General features: G+C 43.5%; 22 protein-coding genes and 2 tRNA genes. All 24 read left to right on the top strand.

The features are described from left to right. Positions 1-61 precede the first annotated feature (61 nt). The 24 genes from M1D69_RS20960 to cysK all read left to right on the top strand — a co-directional run bounded on the left by M1D69_RS20960 (position 62) and on the right by cysK (position 23982). The gene (locus tag M1D69_RS20960; RefSeq protein WP_458105003.1) at positions 62-679 is read left to right on the top strand and encodes a 50S ribosomal protein L25/general stress protein Ctc; all 618 of its coding nucleotides are present in this window, start codon (positions 62-64) and stop codon (positions 677-679) included. Positions 680-784: 105 nt separating this feature from the next. Beyond that, complete coding sequence (gene pth, locus M1D69_RS20955; RefSeq protein ID WP_458105004.1) at positions 785-1351, top strand: aminoacyl-tRNA hydrolase; 567 nt, start codon at positions 785-787, stop codon at positions 1349-1351. Positions 1352-1411: 60 nt separating this feature from the next. Next, positions 1412-1642, top strand: coding sequence for an anti-sigma-F factor Fin (locus tag M1D69_RS20950; protein WP_458105005.1), 231 nt, complete (start codon positions 1412-1414; stop codon positions 1640-1642). A gap of 69 nt (positions 1643-1711) precedes the next feature. Then, positions 1712-5245 carry a transcription-repair coupling factor gene (gene mfd, locus M1D69_RS20945; RefSeq protein WP_458105006.1) on the top strand — a complete coding sequence of 1178 codons (3534 nt, stop codon included), beginning with the start codon at positions 1712-1714 and terminating at the stop codon, positions 5243-5245. A gap of 135 nt (positions 5246-5380) precedes the next feature. Beyond that, on the top strand, positions 5381-5917 hold the full coding sequence (gene spoVT / locus M1D69_RS20940) for a stage V sporulation protein T (protein WP_458105007.1): 537 nt from the start codon (positions 5381-5383) through the stop codon (positions 5915-5917). 181 nt (positions 5918-6098) lie between these two features. After that, positions 6099-7697: a putative polysaccharide biosynthesis protein gene (locus M1D69_RS20935; RefSeq protein ID WP_316273845.1), complete on the top strand. Its 1599-nt coding sequence runs from the start codon at positions 6099-6101 to the stop codon at positions 7695-7697. Further along, positions 7687-9156, top strand: coding sequence for a bifunctional methyltransferase/pyrophosphohydrolase YabN (gene yabN / locus M1D69_RS20930; RefSeq protein WP_458105008.1), 1470 nt, complete (start codon positions 7687-7689; stop codon positions 9154-9156). The genes M1D69_RS20935 and yabN overlap by 11 nt, the downstream gene beginning before the upstream one ends. A gap of 1 nt (position 9157) precedes the next feature. Continuing rightward, the gene (locus M1D69_RS20925; protein WP_024123627.1) at positions 9158-9418 is read left to right on the top strand and encodes an RNA-binding S4 domain-containing protein; all 261 of its coding nucleotides are present in this window, start codon (positions 9158-9160) and stop codon (positions 9416-9418) included. Between the two features lie 78 nt (positions 9419-9496). Further along, positions 9497-9799, top strand: a complete 303-nt coding sequence (gene yabP / locus M1D69_RS20920; RefSeq protein WP_024123628.1) for a sporulation protein YabP — start codon at positions 9497-9499, stop codon at positions 9797-9799. Further along, a complete protein-coding gene (gene yabQ, locus M1D69_RS20915) occupies positions 9796-10431 on the top strand; it encodes a spore cortex biosynthesis protein YabQ (RefSeq protein WP_215510923.1) in 636 nt (211 codons plus the stop codon). Before yabP ends, yabQ begins: the two co-directional genes overlap by 4 nt. Positions 10432-10448: 17 nt before the next feature. Further along, positions 10449-10826: a cell division protein DivIC gene (gene divIC, locus M1D69_RS20910; RefSeq protein WP_010332711.1), complete on the top strand. Its 378-nt coding sequence runs from the start codon at positions 10449-10451 to the stop codon at positions 10824-10826. Between the two features lie 80 nt (positions 10827-10906). After that, positions 10907-11293 (top strand): S1 domain-containing RNA-binding protein, encoded by a 387-nt coding sequence (locus M1D69_RS20905; RefSeq protein ID WP_003218379.1) that lies wholly within the window; start codon positions 10907-10909, stop codon positions 11291-11293. 167 nt (positions 11294-11460) lie between these two features. Next, positions 11461-11537: transfer RNA gene (locus M1D69_RS20900), tRNA-Met, on the top strand. A 9-nt stretch (positions 11538-11546) separates the two neighbouring features. Beyond that, positions 11547-11618 (top strand) — tRNA-Glu (locus M1D69_RS20895). A gap of 199 nt (positions 11619-11817) precedes the next feature. Next, complete coding sequence (spoIIE, locus tag M1D69_RS20890) at positions 11818-14301, top strand: stage II sporulation protein E (protein WP_458105009.1); 2484 nt, start codon at positions 11818-11820, stop codon at positions 14299-14301. Positions 14302-14385: 84 nt separating this feature from the next. Next, positions 14386-15123: a vWA domain-containing protein gene (locus M1D69_RS20885; RefSeq protein ID WP_010332713.1), complete on the top strand. Its 738-nt coding sequence runs from the start codon at positions 14386-14388 to the stop codon at positions 15121-15123. Beyond that, on the top strand, positions 15089-16111 hold the full coding sequence (locus M1D69_RS20880) for a protein kinase domain-containing protein (protein ID WP_458105010.1): 1023 nt from the start codon (positions 15089-15091) through the stop codon (positions 16109-16111). The genes M1D69_RS20885 and M1D69_RS20880 overlap by 35 nt, the downstream gene beginning before the upstream one ends. A 103-nt stretch (positions 16112-16214) precedes the next feature. Then, positions 16215-17627: a tRNA lysidine(34) synthetase TilS gene (tilS, locus tag M1D69_RS20875; protein WP_458105011.1), complete on the top strand. Its 1413-nt coding sequence runs from the start codon at positions 16215-16217 to the stop codon at positions 17625-17627. Positions 17628-17629: 2 nt separating this feature from the next. Next, positions 17630-18172 (top strand): hypoxanthine phosphoribosyltransferase, encoded by a 543-nt coding sequence (hpt, locus tag M1D69_RS20870; RefSeq protein WP_038954341.1) that lies wholly within the window; start codon positions 17630-17632, stop codon positions 18170-18172. 97 nt (positions 18173-18269) lie between these two features. Continuing rightward, positions 18270-20186 carry an ATP-dependent zinc metalloprotease FtsH gene (gene ftsH, locus M1D69_RS20865; protein WP_024123634.1) on the top strand — a complete coding sequence of 639 codons (1917 nt, stop codon included), beginning with the start codon at positions 18270-18272 and terminating at the stop codon, positions 20184-20186. Between the two features lie 188 nt (positions 20187-20374). Further along, the gene (locus M1D69_RS20860) at positions 20375-21151 is read left to right on the top strand and encodes a type III pantothenate kinase (RefSeq protein ID WP_044153475.1); all 777 of its coding nucleotides are present in this window, start codon (positions 20375-20377) and stop codon (positions 21149-21151) included. 11 nt (positions 21152-21162) lie between these two features. Further along, positions 21163-22038 (top strand): redox-regulated molecular chaperone HslO, encoded by an 876-nt coding sequence (gene hslO, locus M1D69_RS20855; protein WP_044153473.1) that lies wholly within the window; start codon positions 21163-21165, stop codon positions 22036-22038. Between the two features lie 48 nt (positions 22039-22086). Further along, a complete protein-coding gene (locus tag M1D69_RS20850) occupies positions 22087-22980 on the top strand; it encodes a peptidyl-prolyl cis-trans isomerase (protein WP_458105012.1) in 894 nt (297 codons plus the stop codon). Between the two features lie 75 nt (positions 22981-23055). Continuing rightward, on the top strand, positions 23056-23982 hold the full coding sequence (gene cysK / locus M1D69_RS20845; protein WP_458105013.1) for a cysteine synthase A: 927 nt from the start codon (positions 23056-23058) through the stop codon (positions 23980-23982). Positions 23983-24063: the final 81 nt, after the last annotated feature.

The following is a 24063-nucleotide window of genomic DNA, read 5'->3' as shown; positions in this document are numbered from 1 at the left end:
TTTATCGTTTTGGGTATTGTTTCTAATAGGACAATAAAACGATAATAGGATGGTGCTGAATATGGCAACGTTAACGGCAAAAGAAAGAACAGGTTTCACCCGTTCGTCTCTTCGGGATATCCGTACTTCAGGACATGTTCCAGGTATCATATACGGGAAAGACACGGGAAACAAACCTGTATCATTAGACAGTGTGGAACTTATCAAAACACTGAGGGATGAAGGCAAGAATACAGTCATTACACTCGACGTCAACGGAGAGAAGCACGCTGTCATGGTAACAGAGCTGCAAACGGACCCGCTGAAAAATGAGGTCACTCATGCTGACTTCCAAGTAGTCAATATGAGTGAAGAAATTGAAGTGGAAGTGCCGATTCATCTGACCGGAGAAGCAATTGGAGTGAAAAATGGAGGCGTATTGCAACAGCCGCTTTACGCTCTAACCGTGAAGGCGAAGCCAAAAGCAATTCCGCAATCGATCGAGGCAGACATTTCTGGTCTTGATGTTAATGATGTACTCACGATTGAGGACTTGCCTGCCGGCGGTGATTACTCCTATAATCACGAATCAGATGAAGTTGTGGCTTCTATTCTTCCTCCGCAGCAGCAGGATGCTGCAGAAACAGACGCAGAGGAAACTGCCGATGCTCAGCCTGAAGGTGAAAACGAAGATCAATAATAGCTTAAGGCGTAACCCTCCCGCGGTTACGTCTTTTGTGCTAGAATGAGAAGAATTATAGCCCGTGTTAGAGCGGGAGCTTATGTGACTAAGGGAGGATTTGCCATGCTTGTAATTGCTGGCCTCGGAAACCCGGGAAAGAACTATGAAAATACAAGGCATAATGTCGGATTTATGGCAATAGACCAGCTTTCGAAGGAATGGAACATTGAGCTGAACCAGAGCAAATTTAACGGATTATACGGAACAGGATTTGTTTCCGGCAAAAAGGTTCTACTTGTTAAACCGCTTACATATATGAATTTATCAGGAGAATGTTTGCGGCCTTTAATGGATTATTATGATGTAGACAACGAAGATTTAAAAGTCATTTACGATGACCTGGATCTTCCGACTGGCAAGATCCGTCTAAGAACGAAAGGCAGTGCCGGCGGGCATAATGGTATCAAATCACTGATCCAGCATCTCGGAACGCCTGAGTTTGATCGCATCCGTATCGGAATCGGGCGGCCAGTGAACGGCATGAAGGTGGTTGATTATGTTTTAGGCGCGTTTACAAAGGATGAAACACCAGCAATTGAGGAAGCGATTGAAAAGTCCGTTAAGGCTTGTGAGGCTTCTCTCAGCAAACCGTTTTTAGAGGTTATGAACGAATTCAACGCGAAGGTATAAAATACATAATCAAAGCCCATACTACACCAAAATGACTTTTTCATCAGGAGGGTCCCTTGTATGGCTTTGCATTATTATTGTCGTCATTGCGGAGTAAAAGTTGGAAGTCTGGAATCTTACATGGTATCGACAAACTCACTTGGATTTGAGCACTTAACAAACGAGGAAAGAAACGATATGATTTCATATAAAGACAATGGAGATGTCCATGTTCTTACAATATGTGAAGATTGCCAAGAGGCGCTCGAACGAAATCCGCATTACCACGAACATCACACATTTATTCAATAAAAAGCTTTGGTGTAGACACTAGACCAAAGCGTTTTTCTGTTCTTGCAGAAAACAGAGAGGAGGGGCCATATGGACAACATTCAAACCTTTATTAAAGAAAGCGATGACTTCAAATCCATCGTCAACGGTTTAAACGAGGGGCTGAAGGAACAACTGCTCGCGGGTCTTTCAGGTTCCGCGCGTTCTGTTTTCACTTCTGCTCTGGCTAATGAAACAAATAAGCCTATCTTTCTAATCACCCATAATTTATACCAAGCTCAGAAAGTAACGGATGATCTGACTTCACTTCTTGGGGATCGGTCTGTCCTTCTATACCCCGTCAATGAACTCATATCATCAGAAATCGCGGTGGCTAGCCCTGAACTGCGGGCGCAGCGCTTAGATGTCATTAATAGATTAACAAACGGAGAAACGCCTATAGTTGTTGCTCCAGTAGCGGCTGTCAGAAGAATGCTGCCGCCGGTAGAGGTGTGGAAAAACAGCCAAATGCTCATTCAGGTGGGTCATGATATCGAACCGGATCAGCTGGCATCCCGACTGGTAGAGGTGGGATACGAGCGATCTGATATGGTTTCTGCACCCGGTGAATTCAGTATTCGCGGCGGAATTATCGACATTTATCCGCTGACCTCTGAGCATCCGGTCAGAATCGAATTATTCGACACCGAGGTTGATTCCATCCGCAGCTTTAACTCCGATGATCAGCGGTCAATTGAAACCTTGACCTCCATCAGTATTGGTCCGGCAAAGGAACTGATTATCAGAGCTGAAGAAAAAGCACGTGCTATAGAGAAGATGGATAAAGGCCTTGCCGACAGCTTGAAAAAATTAAAGCTCGACAAGCAAAAAGAAATCCTGCATATGAATATTTCTCATGATAAAGAACGTTTATCTGAAGGCCAGACAGATCAAGAACTGGTGAAGTACCTTTCATATTTTTATGAAAAACCTGCTAGTTTGCTAGATTATACACCTGATAACACACTTCTTATTTTGGACGAAGTCAGCCGGATTCATGAAATGGAAGAGCAGCTTCAAAAGGAAGAAGCGGAGTTTGTCACAAATCTGCTGGAGGAAGGGAAGATTTTGCATGACATCAGTTTGTCATTCAGCTTCCAAAAAATAGCTGCTGAACAAAGACGGCCTTTGCTGTACTATTCCTTGTTTTTACGCCATGTTCAGCATAAGAGCCCGCAAAATATCGTAAATGTATCCAGCAGACAAATGCAGAGCTTCCACGGGCAAATGAATGTTCTTGCCGGTGAAATGGAGCGGTTTAAAAAATCAAACTTTACCGTTGTGTTTTTGGGAGCAAATAAGGAACGTACACAAAGACTGTCTTCTGTTTTGGCCGATTATGAAATCGAAGCGGCGATGACTGACAGCAAAAAGGCGCTTGTTCAGGGACAGGTTTATATCATGGAAGGCGAGCTTCAATCAGGATTTGAGCTGCCGTTAATGAAGCTTGCTGTCATTACTGAAGAAGAATTGTTTAAAAACCGCGTGAAAAAGAAGCCTCGAAAACAGAAGCTTACGAATGCAGAGCGCATCAAGAGCTATTCCGAGCTTCAAATTGGTGATTATGTCGTTCATATTAATCACGGGATCGGAAAGTATTTAGGGATCGAAACCCTTGAGATCAATGGAATTCACAAAGACTATTTGAACATTCACTATCAGGGAAGCGACAAGCTTTATGTGCCGGTTGAACAAATTGACCAGGTACAGAAGTATGTCGGCTCTGAAGGAAAAGAACCGAAGCTGTATAAGTTAGGCGGCAGCGAATGGAAGCGGGTTAAGAAAAAAGTAGAAACATCCGTTCAAGACATCGCTGATGACTTAATTAAACTATATGCCGAAAGGGAAGCGAGCAAGGGCTACGCGTTTTCTCCCGATCATGAAATGCAGCGTGAATTTGAATCGGCGTTCCCTTATCAAGAGACAGAGGATCAGCTCCGCTCTATTCACGAAATCAAAAAAGACATGGAAAGAGAGCGACCGATGGATCGACTGCTTTGCGGAGACGTAGGGTACGGAAAAACAGAGGTTGCCATCCGTGCGGCGTTTAAGGCAATCGCTGATGGAAAACAGGTCGCGCTGCTTGTCCCGACAACCATTTTGGCTCAGCAGCACTATGAGACCATTACAGAGCGCTTTCAGGACTACCCGATGAATATCGGCCTGCTTAGCCGATTCAGAACAAGAAAAGAAGCAAACGAAACGATCAAAGGATTGAAAAACGGAACGGTTGATATCGTCATTGGGACTCACCGACTGTTATCAAAAGATGTTGTTTATAAAGACTTAGGGCTGCTCATCATTGATGAGGAGCAGCGTTTTGGTGTCACCCATAAAGAAAAGATCAAACAGATTAAAGCCAATGTCGATGTATTAACATTAACAGCGACACCGATTCCGCGTACGCTGCATATGTCTATGCTTGGCGTAAGGGATCTCTCGGTGATCGAGACGCCGCCGGAAAACCGCTTCCCTGTACAGACGTATGTTGTGGAATACAATGGTGCCCTTGTCAGAGAGGCGATTGAGCGCGAACTTGCGCGCGGTGGCCAAGTCTATTTCTTATACAACAGGGTAGAGGATATCGAACGGAAAGCAGATGAGATTTCGATGCTTGTCCCTGACGCGAAGGTTGCGTATGCCCACGGGAAAATGACAGAAAATGAATTAGAAGCTGTCATGCTGAGTTTCCTGGAAGGGGAATCAGACGTTCTTGTCAGCACAACAATCATTGAAACGGGTGTAGATATTCCAAACGTGAATACGCTGATCGTGTTTGACGCCGATAAGATGGGTCTTTCCCAGCTTTATCAGCTGCGTGGACGTGTCGGCCGTTCTAACCGTGTAGCGTATGCGTATTTCACGTATCGCCGGGATAAAGTGCTTACTGAAGTAGCTGAAAAAAGACTGCAGGCGATTAAAGAATTTACAGAGCTGGGATCTGGTTTTAAAATCGCCATGCGCGACTTAACGATTCGCGGAGCCGGAAACCTTCTTGGCGCTCAGCAGCACGGCTTTATCGATTCGGTCGGATTTGACCTCTATTCGCAAATGCTCAAAGAGGCCATAGAAGAGCGAAAAGGCGATACAGCGAAAACGGAGCATTTTGAAACAGAAATTGATCTTGAGCTTGATGCGTACATTCCGGAAACTTACATTCAAGACGGCAAACAGAAAATTGATATGTATAAACGCTTCAGATCCGTGGCTTCAATTGAAGAGAAAAATGAACTTCAAGATGAGATGATTGACAGGTTTGGAAATTATCCAAAAGAAGTTGAATACTTGTTTACCGTAGCTGAAATGAAGGTTTATGCGAAAAATGAACGGGTCGAATTGATTAAGCAAGATAAAGATGCAGTCAGGCTGACCATTTCTGAAGAGGCTAGTGCTGATATTGACGGCCAGAAACTGTTTGAGCTTGGCAACAAATACGGCAGACAAATCGGACTGGGAATGGAAGGGAAAAAACTCAAAATTTCCGTTCAAACGAAAGGCAAGGCTGCGGATGAATGGCTCGAAACCGTGCTGGGCATGCTGAAGGGCCTTAAAGATGTGAAAAAACAAACCATTTCATCAACGTAAATTTTGTTACTCTCTGGTGTATATTACATTTGATGTGACGGATACTAATTTCAAGCGAGGCGGAAGGTACATAAAGTAACTGCTTTAGGTCTTTCCCACATTGTATAACCATCAAATGAAAGAGAGGCACCAGAGATGAAAGCAACCGGTATCGTACGTCGTATTGATGACTTAGGACGGGTCGTGATTCCTAAAGAAATTCGCAGAACGCTGAGAATCAGGGAGGGCGATCCGCTTGAGATTTTTGTAGATCGTGACGGAGAAGTCATTTTGAAAAAATACTCTCCGATAAGTGAGCTTGGAGACTTTGCAAAGGAGTATGCAGACGCGCTTTATGACAGTCTTGGCCATTCAGTGCTTATCTGTGACCGTGATGTCTACATTGCCGTCTCCGGAAGTTCCAAAAAAGACTACTTAAACAAGCCGATCAGCGAAATGCTGGAAAAAACAATGGATCAGAGAAGTTCCGTGCTTGAGAGCGACGCAAAATCCGTGCAGCTTGTGAATGGCATAGATGAAGATATGAGTTCGTATACTGTCGGTCCGATTGTGGCGAATGGCGACCCGATAGGTGCGGTCGTGATTTTTTCAAAGGATCAGGCGATGGGCGAAGTTGAGCATAAAGCCGTTGAAACAGCAGCTGGGTTTTTGGCTCGTCAAATGGAACAGTAGGTCTTATTACAATTATCAAAATAGGTATAGAAAGAACAGCTCTCCTTGGGACGCTGTTCTTTTTTGTGCAGGCCGAAAAAGGATTCCAAGGGTTGGGATATGGTATAATAACCTCGTTTTTATTTGTACCAAGGTCATTGCACACTCTGCATGGCCCCTGACGTTGGGAAGGAGCTTTTGGATGGATGATTCAATACGCGTCAAACGGCATTGGATGTGGCAGGGGGCTTTTGTTTTAATTCTGGCAGGCGTTATTTCAAAAATATTAAGCGCCGTTTACAGAGTCCCATTTCAAAACATTGTCGGCGACGTTGGATTTTATATATATCAGCAGGTATACCCTTTTCTCGGTATTGCCGTCATGCTTTCAACATCAGGATTTCCGGTGATTATTTCTAAACTGATGAATGATTATAGTGAAAAAAGCCATAACACCATAATGAAAATTTCAGCGCTGGTTTTATCGGTAATAGGTGTTTTTTTATTTCTGTGTTTATATATGGGGGCTGTTCCGATCGCTCTGTTTATGGGTGATTCGCATCTCGCCCAGTTAATACAAGTAACTGCCTATGCGTTTCTTCTGTTTCCATTTGTCGCGCTGCTCAGAGGCGTTTTTCAAGGGAGGCACAATATGCTGCCATCCGCTTTATCGCAAATCATGGAACAGTTTCTGCGGGTAGCGGTGCTTTTAGGGTTATCATTTTGGCTCATCAAAAAGGGTGCCTCGCTTTATACTGCGGGAGCGGCAGCTGCTTCCGGTTCTCTTGCCGGAAGTTTGATTGCGCTTATCATACTCGTCTTTTTTTGGTTCAAAACGAAAAAGCCTGAAAAAGCGGAAATAGAAAAAGAAAATCACATTACAACAAATCAATTGATTAAGAAACTGCTTTTATATTCAGTAACAATCTGTGTCAGCAGCCTGCTGCTTTTGTTTATTCAGCTTGTCGATGCGCTGAATTTATATTCTTTGCTGTCTGGCGGTGAGGTGAGTGAAGAGGCAAAGCGGCTGAAAGGAATTTATGACCGGGGGCAGCCTCTTTTGCAGCTCGGTTCTGTTTTCGCAATGAGCATCGGGACCTCACTCGTACCGTTGATTTCAAAGGCGGTAAAGGACAATCAGATGCTGGTGATGAAACAAAGAGTGACGTCTTCCTTAAAGCTGTGTCTTGCGATTGGCGTTGCGGCGTCTGCCGGTCTCATCTGCATCCTCAAGCCGGTCAACATTATGCTGTTTCAAAATGGTGAAGGAACAGCTGCGTTACAGATATTTAGCTGCTCCATTTTGTTTGCGTCCTTGGCGGTCACGGCTGCTGCTGTCTTACAGGGAACGGGAAACACGGTGTTTCCTGCAATAGCGGTAGGCGCAGGCGTGGCTGTGAAATGGGTGTTAAATACCTTTTTGGTTCCGCGTTATGGAATTGAAGGGGCTTCATTTGCGACAGCGGCTACCTTTGCGGCTGTCGCCGGCCTTAATTTATATCGCCTGCGGCAAAAAGAATGGCTGGACAAGCTGAGAGGCGTTATGCTTCCGATTATTGGGTCCGCTTTATTGATGTCAGCTGTCTTGCTTGCTTATTTACGCCTTTGGTCTTTTCTGTTTGATGCGGAAGGAAGAGGATATGCGGCGGTTGAAAGTGTTTCTGCTGTCGCCATTGGAGGCGCGGTGTTTATTTATTGTATGATGAAATTGGGAATATTTACGGATGAAGAGCTCAACAGTGTGCCTTTTGGCAGCAAGTTAAGCAAACTCACAAGAAGGAGAGAACAAAATGGCAGGTAACATTACAGTCGTCGGGCTTGGCGCCGGAGACATGGACCAGTTGACAATTGGCATACATAAGCTGCTGACAAAGGCGGACACTCTGTTTATCAGAACAAAAGACCACCCTTTAATTCAGGAGCTAGAAAGCGAAACGAAGAACATTCGTTATTTTGATGATATATATGAGAAGCACGACCAGTTTGATGCGGTATACGAAGAAATTGCTGACATTCTCTTTGAAGAAGCGAAGCATCAGGACGTTGTTTATGCGGTTCCGGGGCATCCATTTGTAGCAGAAAAAACAGTACAGCTGCTGACGGAGCGGCAGGAAGAAAAAAACATTCAGGTGAAAGTCGCGGGAGGACAAAGTTTTCTTGATGCCACTTTTAATGCCTTGCAAATTGATCCCATTGAAGGCTTTCAATTTGTGGATGCCGGCACATTGAGCGCGGATGAGCTTGAGCTCAGACACCACCTGATCATTTGTCAGGTTTACGACCAAATGACTGCATCCGAAGTGAAGCTGACATTAATGGAGAAGCTGCCGGATGATTATGAAGTTGTGATTGTAACGGCAGCCGGAAGCCGCGATGAGGATATTCGGAGAGTGCCTTTATTTGAACTGGACCGCAATGTCGCCATGAATAACTTAACAAGTGTGTATATTCCGCCGATTAAAGAAGAGAAGCTGCTGTACCGGGAGTTCTCCGCGTTTCGGCGCATCATCAGAGAGCTTCGCGGGCCTAACGGCTGTCCGTGGGATAAAAAGCAGACTCATCAGTCATTAAAACAATACATGATTGAAGAGTGTTATGAACTTCTCGAAGCAATTGACGAAGAAGACACAGACCATATGATCGAAGAGCTTGGCGACGTTTTGCTTCAGGTCCTGCTTCACGCGCAAATCGGTGAAGATGAAGGTTATTTCACAATAGATGATGTGATTAAATGGATCAGTGAAAAAATGGTCCGAAGACATCCCCATGTGTTTAAAGATGTTAAGGTTCAGGATGAAAACGATGTTTTGGCAAATTGGGAAGATATTAAAAAAGCCGAAAAACATACATCTGAAGAATCCTTGTTAGACAACGTCCCGAAAACCCTTCCTGCTCTTTCTAAAGCTGCTAAACTTCAGAAAAAAGCGGCAAAAGTCGGTTTTGACTGGGAAGATGTGAGTGATATTTGGGAAAAGGTGAATGAGGAGATGGAGGAATTTTCTTCGGAGGTTTCTGAAGACTCTCATGAACACAATCTCAAGGCCGAATTTGGCGACGTTCTCTTCGCCTTGGTAAATGTAGCCCGCTTCTACAAAATAGAACCGGAGGAAGCATTGGCGATGACAAACGATAAATTCCGGAGACGTTTCTCTTATATTGAGCAAACAGCGAAGGAAAAGGGAATCGAGCTGGCTAATATGTCTCTTGAGGACATGGACAACCTGTGGAATGAAGCAAAAGAAACTGAGAGGAGATCATAATATGAGATTAGATAAATTTTTAAAAGTATCACGGCTGATTAAACGACGTACACTAGCGAAGGAAGTAGCTGATCAAGGCAGAATCTCCATTAACGGAAATCAGGCTAAAGCAAGCTCAGACGTAAAACCTGGAGATGAATTAACGGTCCGCTTCGGCCAAAAGCTTGTAACGGTACAAGTGAATGAGCTCAAAGACACGACGAAAAAAGAAGAAGCCGCAAACATGTATACGGTGCTAAAGGAAGAAAAACTCGGCGAATAGGCTTGTTCTAAAAGAATCCCCGCCCTCATACAATGCAGTAATAATGCTAAAAGTATCGAGGATATGGGGGCTGAATAGATGAATTCATATTATGAACAAAAAGGTTCTTCTTCTGTTCCGGAACAGCACGATGTGACAATGAAAGGCCGGAAACATTTAGATATTTCTGGGGTTAAGCAAGTTGAAAGCTTTGATAACGAAGAATTCCTGCTGGAAACAGTGATGGGAATGCTCTCAGTCAGAGGCGAAAACCTTCAAATGAAAAATCTTGATGTAGAAAAAGGGATTGTTTCGATCAAAGGCAGGGTATTTGATTTAGTGTATTTAGACGAGCAACAAGGGGATAAAGCTAAAGGGTTTTTTAGCAAGTTGTTTAAATGACGCTGACGACACAATTCTATACAATGCTGGCGATGTCCGGTATGGGCCTCTGGCTTGGCGCGTCGCTTGATACGTACAGGCTCTTTGTCATTCGTGCCAGAACAGCCAGGTGGCTTTTATTTATTCATGATATTCTTTTCTGGATTTTGCAGGGGCTGCTCTTCTTTTATGTCTTGCTTCATGTAAATGAGGGAGAATTCAGGCTGTACATTTTTTTGGCGGTTCTGCTGGGCGTTGCGACGTATCAAAGCCTTTGCAAACGAATCTATATAAAAATACTGAAATTCGTCATTTATCTTGTTGTTTCTGTTTATCAATTCTTAAAAAAGCTCATTCAGCACGTGTTATTTCGTCCTATTGTGTGGACATGCGGAGTCATCATCTGGCTGGTCACGTTTCTCTTTCAGAGAACATACCGCCTGATCGGTTTTCTCTTGTTATGTCTTTATAAAATAGTCATGGTTCTGTGTTTTCCGATCCGCTTTATCGTTAAACAATGTATGAAACTTCTTCCTGAAAAACTGCGTCTAACTTTCAGACGATATTTTCAAAAAGGTGCAGGATTTCTAAAAAAGAAGAAGAAACTATTGGTAACCATAAGAACGACCATTACACGTTTTTTGAAGAGATGAAAGGAGGACCGTCTGATTTGAATTTTTCCAGGGAACGAACGATAACTGAAATACAAAACGACTATAAAGAAAAAGTAGAGCGGCAAAATCAGCTGAAGAAAAGAAGAAGAAAAGGGCTGTACAGACGGTTGACTGTATTCGGCGCCCTCGTATTTCTGACAGCAATTGTACTGGCAAGCTCTGTATGGAGCCAAACATCTTCCCTTAGTGCAAAAGAAGAAAAGAAAGAACAGCTTGAAAAAGAACTGAAGAATTTAAAGACAAAGCAAACGGATTTAAAAGAAGAAATATCCAAATTAAAAGATGAAGATTACGTCACAGAGCTTGCCAGAAGAGACTTATTCATGTCTGGAGACGGTGAAATAATCTTTAATGTGGAGAAGAAGAACAAGTAGCCTTGTTGACACTTAAATTTTTATTTAGGTATAATTAAGCAAACGATCTTTTTATAAGCCTAAGGAGGAGCACTTTTTTTATGTCGATTGAAGTGGGCAGCAAGTTGCAAGGGAAAATTACAGGTATTACAAATTTTGGAGCATTTGTTGAATTGCCTGGAGGCTCAACCGGTCTCGTTCATATCAGTGAGGTAGCCGATAATTATGTTAAAGACATTAATGATCACTTAAAAGTCGGCGACCAAGTTGAAGTGAAAGTCATCAACGTTGAAAAAGACGGGAAAATTGGTTTATCTATTAAAAAAGCTAAAGACCGTCCGCAAGCCAGACCTAGAAATGATTTCCGTCCGAAAGAATCTTTTGAACAGAAAATGAACAAGTTTTTAAAAGATAGCGAAGATCGCTTGTCATCTTTAAAACGCAATACGGAATCAAAACGTGGAGGGCGCGGAGCAAGAAGAGGATAACTTGCTGCTTTCTATAAATAAATGAAGCATCCGTTCGTCCCAACGGGTGCTTTTTTTATATGCTTTCTCAAGGTAAGAGTCAGAAAATTATAACATTAAAGTTTCTGTTGACGAAAAGGACAAACCTTTGTATTATATAACTTGTGCTTAGAAGCACAAAACAATATGGCGGTGTAGCTCAGCTGGCTAGAGCGTACGGTTCATACCCGTGAGGTCGGGGGTTCGATCCCCTCCGCCGCTACCATATTTGTTAGGCCCGTTGGTCAAGCGGTTAAGACACCGCCCTTTCACGGCGGTAACACGGGTTCGAATCCCGTACGGGTCATACTGAAAAATCGGTTTCTGTTACAGAGGCCGATTTTTTTCATTTTTAGACATCTTTCTGGAAATTCTCCGCATAAACGAATTTCAGGGCAGAAACCGTCGAAGACTTCTTTGGTATACTTACCTTCTTTTGACAAAATCCTATCTGTGCTTTCGCTATAATGACAGGCAACGAATATAACAGGTGGGAGATGAGAGAAATGGAAAAAGCAGAAAGAAGAGTGAACGGGCCAATGGCGGGACAAGCTTTTGAAAAACTCCAATCGTTTTTTAACAGGGGAGCGAAGCTGGTGACTCATCATTTGCATTCACTGTTTTTCTATAAAGGATTCATTTATGTCGTCATTGGGTTTTTGCTTGGACGAGCTTTCATATTATCCGAGGTCCTTCCTTTCGCCCTTCCTTTCTTTGGGGCAATGCTTCTGATCAGAAGAGACAAGGCGCTGTATGCAGTGCTGGCTGTGCTTGCAGGTGCAATGACAATTTCTCCGAAGCACTCATTACTCATATTAGCGGCGTTGCTTGCATTCTTCGTGTTTTCTAAAGTAGCATCCTTCATCACGGATGATCGTGTGAAAGCCCTTCCGATTGTCGTGTTCTTCTCCATGGCGGCGGCAAGAGCGGGTTTTGTTTATGCTCAGAATGGCGCGTTTACAACCTATGATTATGTGATGGCTGTTGTAGAAGCGGGGCTGTCCTTTATTTTAACGCTGATTTTCCTCCAAAGCCTTCCGATTTTTACAGTGAAGAAAGTAAAACAATCCTTAAAAATAGAAGAAATCATTTGCTTTATGATTCTGATTGCTTCGGTGCTGACTGGACTTGCAGGCTTGTCCTATCAAGGGATGCAGGCAGAACATATCCTGGCCCGTTATGTTGTATTAAGCTTTTCCTTCATCGGCGGTGCAAGCATCGGCTGTACAGTGGGTGTTGTGACAGGCCTGATTCTCGGCTTGGCCAATATCGGAAATCTCTATCAAATGAGTCTGCTCGCTTTTTCGGGCTTATTAGGCGGTTTGCTGAAAGAAGGAAAAAAAGCCGGTGCGGCAATCGGGCTGATTATCGGATCGCTTCTTATTTCTTTATATGGAGAAGGCTCTGCCGGTCTGATGACAACGCTCTATGAGTCATTGATAGCAGTCGGCCTGTTTCTGCTTACGCCTCAGTCCATTACAAGAAAAGTGGCGAGATATATTCCGGGCACTGTGGAACATCTTCAGGAGCAGCAGCAATACGCGAGAAAAATCAGAGACGTCACTGCTCAAAAGGTGGATCAGTTCTCCAATGTATTTCATGCATTGTCAGAAAGCTTTGCAACCTTTTATCAAGCGTCTGACGAACAAACAGATGACAGCGAGGTCGATCTGTTTTTAAGCAAAATTACGGAGCATTCCTGTCAAACGTGCTACAAGAAAAACAGGTGCTGGGTTCAGAACTTTGATAAAACATATGATTTAATGAAACAAGTTATGCTTGAAACAGAGGAAAAAGAGTATGCTTCAAACCGAAGGCTGAAAAAAGAGTTTCATCAGTATTGCTCTAAATCGCGTCAGGTTGAAGAGTTGATAGAGGATGAGCTTGCCTATCATCATGCGAATTTAACTCTTAAGAAAAAAGTGCAGGACAGCAGGCGGCTTGTGGCTGAACAGCTCTTGGGTGTTTCAGAGGTCATGGCAGACTTTTCTCGGGAAATAAAAAGGGAGAGGGAGCAGCACTTTATCCAAGAAGAACAAATTATTGAGGCTCTTCAGCATTTTGGAATAGAGATTCAGCAGGTGGAGATTTACAGCCTTGAACAGGGAAACATTGATATTGAAATGACAATCCCATTCAGCGGGCATGGAGAAAGTGAAAAAATCATAGCGCCTATGCTATCTGACATTTTGGAAGAGCAAGTTCTTGTGAAAGCCGAGCAGCATTCTCCGCATCCAAATGGATACAGCCATGTCGCATTTGGATCAACAAAATCGTACAGAGTGTCTACGGGTGCGGCTCATGCGGCGAAGGGCGGCGGCCTTGTCTCCGGCGACAGCTACAGCATGATGGAGCTGGGCGCAAGAAAATATGCAGCTGCTATCAGCGACGGCATGGGCAATGGCGCGAGGGCTCACTTTGAAAGCAATGAAACGATTAAACTTCTTGAAAAGATCCTTGAATCAGGAATTGATGAAAAAATAGCGATCAAAACGATCAACAGCATACTGTCTCTGCGGACAACCGATGAAATATATTCCACGCTCGATCTTTCTATTATCGACCTTCAGGATGCGAGCTGTAAGTTTTTGAAGGTTGGATCAACACCGAGCTTTATCAAACGGGGTGAGCAGGTGATGAAAGTCCAAGCGAGCAATCTGCCAATCGGCATTATTAACGAATTTGACGTTGAGGTTGTGAGTGAGCAGCTGAAGGCGGGAGACCTCCTGATCATGATGAGTGACGGTATTTTCGAAGGCCCTAAACACGTGGAAAATCATGATTTATGGATGAAGCGCAAAATGAAAGGGTTAAAAACAGATGATCCGCAGGAAATTGCTGACTTACTCATGGAGGAAGTGATTCGCACAAGATCAGGCCAAATTGATGATGATATGACGGTTGTTGTCGTCCGAATTGATCACAATACACCAAAGTGGGCGTCTATTCCCGTTCCGGCTATCTTTCAAAGCAAACAAGAAATTTCATAACGCTTCCGTATAAATCAAATTTCTTCTGGCGAAGATGGAACTATATGAATCTGAGAATCATCGTATTCTCCAGGAGGAATGAATGTGAACAACGGACGTTTGAATCAAATTCTGCTGATAACGGATGGCTGCTCAAATCACGGTGAAGACCCGCTTGCTATGGCTGCTTTTGCTAAAGAGCAAGGGATTACAGTAAATGTCATAGGTATAATGGAAGAAAACAAAATTGACCAAGAGGCTATGAAAGAAGTTGAAGGGATTGCGCTTGCTGGAGGCGGCGTGCATCAGGTCGTCTACGCATCACAGCTTTCGCAAACGGTTCAGATGGTAACAAAAAAAGCAATGACGCAAACCCTGCAAGGGGTGGTGAATCAAGAACTGAAGCAAATCTTGGGAAAGAATGTGGAAATGGAGGAGCTTTCTCCGGAAAAACGCGGCGAAGTCATGGAAGTGGTAGATGAACTGGGAGAAACGGTGCACCTTCAGGTTTTGGTTCTCGTTGATACAAGCGCTAGTATGGCGCCGAAGCTCCCTACAGTGAAAGAAGCACTGATTGACTTGTCCGTGAGTCTTAACTCCCGAATAGGGAATAACGAATTTGCGATGTGTATATTTCCCGGGAAAAAACAAGAGGTCGAGCTTGTGCTAAATTGGACACCGAAGCTGCAATCTCTTTCCACACTCTTTGCGAAGCTATCGACAGGCGGCATCACGCCGACAGGTCCGGCGATTCGTGAAGCAACACAGCAATTCGAAAAAATCCGCTCAAGAAGGAGCATGCTGGCAGATGATGAACGACACTTTGACGAGTTTGGCATGTAGCCTCAAGCCGGGAACGAGAGTGAAAGGCAAGTGGAATGGAAATACTTACACATTGCGTAAACAGCTTGGAAAAGGGGCCAATGGAATTGTGTATTTGGCAGAAGCATCAGATGGACATGTTGCCTTAAAGGTAAGTGATGACAGCCTGTCTATTACTTCTGAAGTGAATGTCTTAAAATCTTTTTCAAAGGCCCAGTCCGTAACGATGGGGCCTTCTTTTTTTGACACTGATGATGCCTTTATTCCCAGTGCTAATACAAAGGTTTCATTTTATGCAATGGAATACATAAAAGGCCCGCTGCTTTTACAGTTCGTCAGTGACAAAGGAGCAGAATGGATTCCGGTCTTGATGATTCAGCTGTTAACCAGCTTATCCGTGCTTCATCAGCAAGGGTGGATATTCGGCGACCTTAAGCCGGATAATCTGATTGTCACCGGTCCGCCAGCCAGAATCCGCTGCATAGATGTAGGCGGAACAACCAAGGAGGGCCGAGCAATAAAAGAGTATACCGAGTTTTACGACAGAGGATATTGGGGGTATGGGACAAGAAAAGCAGAGCCCTCTTACGACTTGTTTGCGGTTGCTATGATTATGATCAACTGTGTACATAAAAAGGAATTCAAAAAAACGAACCAGCCAAAGGAACAGCTGAGATCTTTAATCGAAGGCAGTCCGGTGCTGCAAAAGTATAAAAAAGTGCTTATTTCTGCTTTAAATGGCCATTATGATTCCGCTGACGAGATGAAAAGAGAGATGCTCGCAGCAGGGCAAAAGGCAGCGCAAAGAAAACAGGGCGGAAAAACGCCAACTTCGGCGCAATCTATCTCAAGACAAAGACAGCAAAACATGCGCCAGGGAAAAGTAACACAGACGAGATATGCACCTAAAAAGAAGGGCGCTAAGTCCGGAGGGTTATTCGAAACCGCTCTTATTGTAATCAGTGTTTTGGCGCTTTATTTCGCTTACATTATCTTTTTCCTTATTTGACAGCTGCAATCTGCAATACCCATGCTTCTTCTTTGCTTGGAAGGATTGAAAGTGATAGGATATGAATATCTTTAAAATACCTGCTCATTGTGAGGAGGACATTGTGAACAGTGTCAAAGATTTTTTTATCAAACACAATCTTACGTTAAAAGGGGCGACAATTATTGTAGGCGTTTCCGGCGGCCCGGATTCGATGGCTCTCCTTCACGCGCTTCATGCGTTATATGGCCGTTCAGCCAATGTGATTGCGGCTCACGTAGACCACCGGTTCAGAGGGGCGCAATCTGAGGAAGACATGCGTTTTGTCCAAGCGTATTGTGAGGCTGAACAGATCAAATGTGAAACGGCTCAAATCAATGTAACTGCGTATGCTGAGAAAAACGGACTCAACAAGCAGGCAGCTGCCCGTGATTGCCGATATCAGTTTTTTAAGGAAGTGATGTCCAAGCATCAAGCGGATTATCTTGCACTTGCTCATCATGGAGATGATCAGGTTGAAACAATGCTTATGAGACTGGCCAAAGGCACACTCGGAGCTGGACTTGCCGGAATGCAGCCGGTAAGACGGTTTGAAACGGGACAGATGATCAGACCATTTCTAGCCATTACAAAAGAAGAGATTCTTCATTATTGCCATGAAAACGCTTTGAGCTACCGGACGGACGAAAGCAACGCCAAAGATGATTACACTAGAAACAGATTCAGAAAAGCAGTGCTCCCTTTTTTGAAACAGGAATCACCGGATGTGCATAAAAGGTTTCAGAAAGTAAGCGAAGCGCTGACTGAAGATGAGCAATTCTTACAGTCATTAACGAAAGAAGAAATGAATAAAGTAATCACAAGCCAGTCTAAAATATCAGTTGAAATCAATTCCTCTCAATTGCTTGCCCTCCCGATGCCTTTACAAAGAAGAGGAGTTCAACTAATATTAAACTATCTTTATGAAAACGTTCCATCATCCTTTTCAGCTCATCATATTCAGCAGTTTTTGGATTGGGCGGATAAGGGCGGTCCTTCAGGAGTACTGGACTTTCCGAAAGGACTGAAGGTGGTCAAATCATATCAGACATGTTTGTTTACATTTGAACAATGGCAGTGCAAAAATGTTCCCTTTGAATATCAAATAAGCGGAGCTGCCGATGAGACGGCAGTGCTCCCAAACGGATTTCTGATAGAGACAAAGCGTAACGCGGAACCTCTTGAAGGACATGGGAATTCTGTTTTTATTACAAGTCAAGATAAGGTGAGATTTCCCTTGACGATCCGGACAAGAAAAGCCGGCGATCGGATAAAACTAAAAGGGATGAATGGCTCGAAAAAGGTAAAGGATATATTTATTGATAAGAAATTGCCTCTGCAAGAAAGAGACAACTGGCCGGTTGTGACGGATGCAAGCGGTGAAATTATCTGGATACCGGGCTTGAAAAAATCCATTTTTGAAGATCTTGTGATTCCAAACAGTGACCGCATTGTATTACAATATAGACAGCATGAAAAGTGTAGGGGGCAAGCATAATCATGATGAAACATGATATTGAAACAGTTCTGATCTCAGAGGAAGAGATACAAGAGAAAGTAAAAGAGTTAGGTGCAGACTTAACAAGCGAGTATCAAGATAAATTTCCGTTGGCAATCGGTGTGTTAAAAGGAGCTCTTCCTTTTATGGCGGATCTTATCAAGCATATTGATACATATTTGGAAATGGATTTCATGGATGTATCAAGCTACGGAAAATCTACGGTTTCATCTGGAGAAGTAAAAATCATTAAAGATTTGGATACATCTGTAGAGGGCCGGGACATCTTAATTATTGAAGATATCATCGACAGTGGGTTAACCTTAAGTTATCTAGTAGAGCTCTTCCGATACCGTAAAGCAAAATCAATCAAGATTGTTACCCTTTTGGATAAACCAAGCGGAAGAAAAGCGGACATTAAAGCAGACTTCGTCGGCTTTAAAGTTCCTGACGCGTTTGTAGTGGGTTACGGACTTGATTATGCTGAGCGCTATCGCAATCTGCCTTATATCGGAGTGTTAAAACCGGCAGTTTATGAAAGCTGATCGGCAGCCTGCTTCCGAGATGGTTATTGGTTGTATTGGAATGATTTTCTATGGTACTATTGAACATAGTTGTGCTTACTGTGGGAGGAGGTAAGGAATGAATCGGGTCTTCCGTAATACCATTTTTTATTTACTTATTTTATTAGTAGTAATCGGGGTTGTGAGCTACTTCCAGACCTCAAATCCGAAAACAGAAAATATGTCGTACAGCACGTTCATCAAAAACCTGGATGACGGGAAAGTTGATAGCGTGTCGGTTCAGCCTGTCAGAGGTGTTTATGAGGTAAAAGGACAGCTGAAAAATTACGACAAGGATCAATACTTTTTGACTCATGTTCCTGAAGGAAAGGGAGCAGATCAGATCTTTAATGCTATAAAAAAGACAGATGTAAAGGTTGATCCCGCTCAAGAAACAAGTGGATGGGTGACGTTCCTGACGACCATCATCCCATTTGTCATTATCTTTATTCTGTTCTTCTTCCTGCTCAATCAAGCTCAAGGCGGCGGCAGCCGTGTCATGAACTTTGGTAAGAGTAAGGCGAAGCTATATACAGAGGAAAAGAAACGCGTCAAATTTAAAGACGTTGCAGGGGCAGACGAGGAGAAACAAGAACTTGTGGAAGTTGTTGAATTTCTGAAAGATCCCCGCAAGTTTGCCGAGCTTGGCGCAAGAATCCCTAAAGGTGTGCTTTTAGTCGGACCTCCGGGTACCGGTAAAACACTTCTTGCAAGAGCATCAGCCGGTGAAGCCGGTGTACCATTCTTCAGCATCAGCGGATCTGATTTCGTTGAAATGTTTGTAGGTGTCGGTGCTTCCCGTGTGCGTGACTTGTTCGAAAACGCGAAAAAGAATGCGCCTTGTTTGATCTTCATTGATGAAATTGACGCAGTCGGACGCCAGCGTGGAGCGGGTCTCGGCGGCGGACACGATGAACGTGAACAGACGCTCAACCAATTGCTTGTTGAAATGGACGGATTCAGTGCCAATGAAGGAATTATCATCATTGCCGCAACGAACCGTGCGGACATCTTGGACCCAGCCTTACTTCGTCCGGGACGTTTTGACCGTCAAATCACAGTGGACCGCCCAGATGTAATTGGACGTGAAGCTGTATTGAAAGTCCATGCGAGAAACAAACCGCTGGATGAAACGGTAAACCTGAAATCGATTGCCATGAGAACACCTGGTTTCTCAGGCGCTGACTTAGAAAACCTATTGAATGAAGCTGCTCTTGTGGCGGCTCGTCAAAACAAGAAAAAAATCGATGCTCGCGACATTGATGAAGCTACGGACCGTGTTATTGCCGGACCAGCTAAGAAAAGCCGCGTCATCTCCAAGAAAGAACGCAATATCGTGGCATATCACGAAGGCGGACACACCGTTATCGGACTCGTTTTAGATGAGGCTGATATGGTTCATAAAGTAACGATTGTTCCTCGGGGTCAGGCTGGCGGTTATGCAGTTATGCTACCAAGAGAGGACCGTTACTTCCAGACAAAGCCGGAACTGCTTGATAAAATTGTCGGTCTCTTGGGCGGACGTGTTGCTGAAGAAATTATCTTTGGTGAAGTCAGCACAGGAGCGCACAATGACTTCCAGCGTGCGACAAATATTGCAAGACGAATGGTTACAGAATTCGGTATGTCAGAAAAACTGGGACCGTTGCAATTTGGACAGTCTCAGGGTGGCCAGGTATTCTTAGGCCGTGATTTCAACAACGAACAAAACTACAGTGATCAAATTGCCTACGAGATTGATCAGGAAATTCAGCGCATTATCAAAGAGTGTTACGAGCGTGCGAAAACAATCCTGACAGAAAATCGTGACAAGCTTGAATTGATTGCTCAGACGCTTCTGGAAGTTGAGACACTGGATGCTGAACAAATCAAACACCTTGTCGATCACGGAACATTGCCTGAGCGTAAGTTCTCTGATGATGAGAAGAACGATGATGTCAAAGTAAACATTCTGTCAAAAACAGAAGAAGAAAAGAAAGACGATACGAAAGAGTAACGCTTTCTGATAAAAACTGCCGGCTGACGCTGGCAGTTTTTTTATGTGAATCCCGCCTCTGCTGCCCCCTTTTCAATCATCCAATTATGGTATCGATTTGTTTACAAATGAGCCGCCGATCGTGTATGGTATTGTAGAATGTTTGTAAAAGTAATGATAGAGAAACTATTCAAAAGTGGTGATAGAGGTTGTTACTTGTTATTGATGTGGGGAACACCAATACTGTACTTGGTGTATATCATGATGGTGAATTAGAATATCACTGGCGTATAGAAACAAGCAGGCATAAAACAGAAGATGAGTTTGGGATGATTCTGCGCTCTTTATTTGATCATTCAGGTCTCATGTTTGAACAAATAGAAGGCATTATCATTTCTTCAGTTGTGCCGCCAATCATGTTTGCGTTAGAGAGAATGTGCACAAAATACTTTCATATCGAACCGCAAATTGTCGGTCCTGGTATGAAAACCGGTTTAAATATAAAGTACGACAATCCGAAAGAAGTAGGCGCTGACAGAATCGTAAATGCTGTTGCGGCCATTCACTTGTACGGCAATCCTTTGATTGTTGTTGATTTTGGTACAGCCACAACGTACTGTTATATCGATGAAAACAAACAATATATGGGCGGAGCGATTGCGCCTGGAATTACAATTTCGACTGAGGCGCTGTACTCGCGTGCGGCGAAGCTTCCGCGTATTGAAATCGCCCGGCCTGACAATATTATCGGAAAAAGCACTGTAAGCGCGATGCAATCAGGAATTTTATTTGGCTATGTCGGCCAAGTGGAAGGAATCGTAAAACGCATGAAATGGCAGGCAAAACAAGAACCGAAAGTCATTGCGACAGGCGGTCTTGCGCCATTAATCGCAAACGAATCAGATTGTATAGACATCGTTGATCCATTCTTAACCCTAAAAGGGCTGGAATTGATTTATGAACGAAACCGCGTGGGAAGTGTATAGGAGGTTTTGCAATGGATTATTTAGTAAAAGCGCTGGCGTATGACGGAAAAGTTCGCGCATATGCTGCAAAAACGACTGATATGGTGAATGAAGGACAGAGACGGCATGATACATGGCCGACAGCATCCGCTGCACTGGGCCGTACAATGACAGCTTCACTCATGCTTGGTTCTATGCTGAAAGGTGATGATAAGCTGACAGTGAAAGTGGAAGGCGGCGGGCCAATCGGCGCGATTGTTGCTGATGCGAATGCTAAAGGGGAAGTCAGGGCATATGTCTCAAACCCGCATGTTCATTTTGACTTGAATGAACACGGCAAGCTGGATGTCAGACGAGCTGTTGGAACAGATGGAACATTAAGTGTTGTAAAAGATTTAGGCCTGCGTGAGTTCTTCACAGGGCAAGTAGAAATCGTTTCCGGAGAACTGGGAGAAGATTTTACGTACTATCTTGTATCATCGGAGCAGGTTCCTTCTTCTGTAGGTGTCGGCGTGCTTGTTAACCCAGACAACACCATTTTGGCGGCAGGAGGTTTCATTCTTCAGCTCCTTCCGGGAACAGATGATGAAACCATTACAAAAATTGAACAGCGTTTATCTGTAGTAGAACCTATTTCTAAACTGATTCAAAAAGGGCTTACGCCGGAAGAAATTTTGGAAGAAGTCTTAGGAGAAAAGCCTGAGATTTTGGAAACCATGCCTGTTAAATTCCATTGCCCTTGTTCAAAAGAGCGTTTTGAAACAGCCGTTTTAGGACTAGGCAAAAAAGAAATTCAAGATATGATAGAAGAAGATGGACAAGCCGAAGCAGTATGCCATTTTTGTAATGAAAAGTACTTATTTACAAAAGAAGAGCTGGAAGAGCTTCGAGACCAAACGACCCGCTAAGCTCTTTAGCGGGTTTTTTGAATTTAAGAAAAGGGGCTGACAGTAAATTTGAAATCAAAAACAATCTGGACAATCATTTGGGGCGCGCTGCTGGTATGCTGTATCGCAGTGGCTTATACACTGACGAAATCTCAAGCCAGTGCTTCCACGTCCGACGAGTCCATTGCTACTATTGGAGGCAAAAGCGTCACAAGAGAAGAATGGCTGAAGGAAATGGAAGATGAATACGGAAAATCAACACTTGAAGATATGATCAATGTCCGAGTGGTAGAGCAGCTTGCCAAAAAGAACAATCTCAAAGTATCTAAAAGCGAAATTGATCGGGAATTTCTGCTGATTAAGGCAGTGAATAATTCATTTTACGAAGACGAGCATACAACTGAAAAAGAGTGGAAAGACCAAATTCGCTATAATATTCTTCTTGAGGAATTATTAACAAAGGATATTGATATTTCAAAGACAGAAATGAAATCATTTTATAATCAAAATAAAGAACTGTATCAGTTTGATGATTCGTATCGTATTCGGCATATTGTTGTAAAGGATGAAGAGGAAGCCAAACAAGTTTTAAAAGAGCTTGAAGGCGGCTCGAGCTTTGAAGCTGTTGCGGCGGAACGGTCCACAGACAGGGATACGTCACCGTACGGGGGAGATTTAGGGTTTGTCACCGAGTCATCAGACAACATTCCGTCATCATACATTGAAGAAGCAAAGACACTAAAACAAGATGAATGGTCAAACGAACCGATAAAGGTAAACAACGGTTATGCGATTATACAACTGAAAGAAAAGTTAAATGCGAGAACGTTCTCATATGATGAAGTGAAGAATCAGATTAAACGCCAGATCGCAATGGATCAGTTAGGTGATAAAGCAACAGTAAAATCGCTTTGGAAAGAAGCTGACGTGTCTTGGTTCTATGGGGAAAAAAGTACTAAATGATTGACAAAAAATTTTGAAATTGATAGATTATATACATAATACCAATACAAATAGTCGGAAATTGAGGTGTCGAGAATGGTACGTGTAGCAAACTCCATTACTGAATTAATTGGGAATACGCCAATCGTTAAATTAAATCGCCTTGTTGATGAAAACAGTGCGGATGTATATTTGAAGCTTGAATACATGAACCCTGGAAGCAGTGTAAAAGACCGTATCGGTTTAGCGATGATTGAAGCCGCTGAAAAAGAAGGGAAATTAAAAGCTGGCGATACAATCATTGAACCGACAAGCGGAAATACAGGAATCGGGCTGGCAATGGTTGCTGCAGCTAAAGGTTTAAAAGCGATTTTGGTTATGCCTGACACAATGAGCATGGAGCGCCGCAACCTTCTTCGCGCGTATGGTGCTGAGCTTGTGCTGACTCCGGGTGCGGAAGGCATGAAAGGCGCCATTAAGAAAGCGGAGGAGCTTGCTGAAAAACACGGATACTTCGTGCCGCAGCAGTTTAACAATCCATCGAACCCTGAAATCCATCGCCAAACAACAGGTAAAGAAATCGTTGAGCAATTCGGTGATGACCAGCTTGATGCATTTGTAGCCGGAATCGGAACAGGCGGAACGATTACAGGAGCGGGTGAAGTCCTGAAGGAAGCATATCCTTCCGTCAAAATCTACGCTGTTGAACCGTCAGATTCCCCAGTGCTTTCAGGAGGAAAACCAGGCCCTCACAAAATTCAGGGGATCGGAGCTGGCTTTGTGCCCGACATCTTAAACACTGAAGTATACGATGAAATTTTCCCTGTGAAGAATGAAGAAGCATTTGAATTTGCACGCAGAGCTGCACGTGAAGAAGGAATTCTCGGAGGCATCTCTTCAGGTGCGGCCATTTATGCTGCTATTGAAGTAGCGAAAAAACTCGGAAAGGGCAAAAAAGTTTTAGCTATCATTCCGAGTAACGGCGAACGTTATTTGAGTACGCCGCTGTATCAATTCGATTAAAAAGCTCGAAAAAACTCCCGGTGCCCGGGAGTTTTTTTATTTGTGCATGAAATATGCCGAATCCGCGACGAATCTTATTCT

This window comes from Bacillus sp. PK3-037 (assembly GCF_054161355.1).
The sequence above is the reverse complement of the archived record's forward strand: the minus strand, read 5'-3'. Positions and strand labels throughout refer to the sequence as shown.

Excerpts from the sequence above, each read along its gene's own strand:
- M1D69_RS20960 (WP_458105003.1), top strand. The coding sequence starts at position 62 with ATGGCAACGTTAACGGCAAAAGAAAGAACAGGTTTCACCCGTTCGTCT.
- pth (WP_458105004.1), top strand. The coding sequence starts at position 785 with ATGCTTGTAATTGCTGGCCTCGGAAACCCGGGAAAGAACTATGAAAAT.
- M1D69_RS20950 (WP_458105005.1), top strand. The coding sequence starts at position 1,412 with ATGGCTTTGCATTATTATTGTCGTCATTGCGGAGTAAAAGTTGGAAGT.
- mfd (WP_458105006.1), top strand. The coding sequence starts at position 1,712 with ATGGACAACATTCAAACCTTTATTAAAGAAAGCGATGACTTCAAATCC.
- spoVT (WP_458105007.1), top strand. The coding sequence starts at position 5,381 with ATGAAAGCAACCGGTATCGTACGTCGTATTGATGACTTAGGACGGGTC.
- M1D69_RS20935 (WP_316273845.1), top strand. The coding sequence starts at position 6,099 with ATGGATGATTCAATACGCGTCAAACGGCATTGGATGTGGCAGGGGGCT.
- yabN (WP_458105008.1), top strand. The coding sequence starts at position 7,687 with ATGGCAGGTAACATTACAGTCGTCGGGCTTGGCGCCGGAGACATGGAC.
- M1D69_RS20925 (WP_024123627.1), top strand. The coding sequence starts at position 9,158 with ATGAGATTAGATAAATTTTTAAAAGTATCACGGCTGATTAAACGACGT.
- yabP (WP_024123628.1), top strand. The coding sequence starts at position 9,497 with ATGAATTCATATTATGAACAAAAAGGTTCTTCTTCTGTTCCGGAACAG.
- yabQ (WP_215510923.1), top strand. The coding sequence starts at position 9,796 with ATGACGCTGACGACACAATTCTATACAATGCTGGCGATGTCCGGTATG.
- M1D69_RS20905 (WP_003218379.1), top strand. The coding sequence starts at position 10,907 with ATGTCGATTGAAGTGGGCAGCAAGTTGCAAGGGAAAATTACAGGTATT.
- spoIIE (WP_458105009.1), top strand. The coding sequence starts at position 11,818 with ATGGAAAAAGCAGAAAGAAGAGTGAACGGGCCAATGGCGGGACAAGCT.
- M1D69_RS20880 (WP_458105010.1), top strand. The coding sequence starts at position 15,089 with ATGATGAACGACACTTTGACGAGTTTGGCATGTAGCCTCAAGCCGGGA.
- hpt (WP_038954341.1), top strand. The coding sequence starts at position 17,630 with ATGATGAAACATGATATTGAAACAGTTCTGATCTCAGAGGAAGAGATA.
- ftsH (WP_024123634.1), top strand. The coding sequence starts at position 18,270 with ATGAATCGGGTCTTCCGTAATACCATTTTTTATTTACTTATTTTATTA.
- hslO (WP_044153473.1), top strand. The coding sequence starts at position 21,163 with ATGGATTATTTAGTAAAAGCGCTGGCGTATGACGGAAAAGTTCGCGCA.
- cysK (WP_458105013.1), top strand. The coding sequence starts at position 23,056 with ATGGTACGTGTAGCAAACTCCATTACTGAATTAATTGGGAATACGCCA.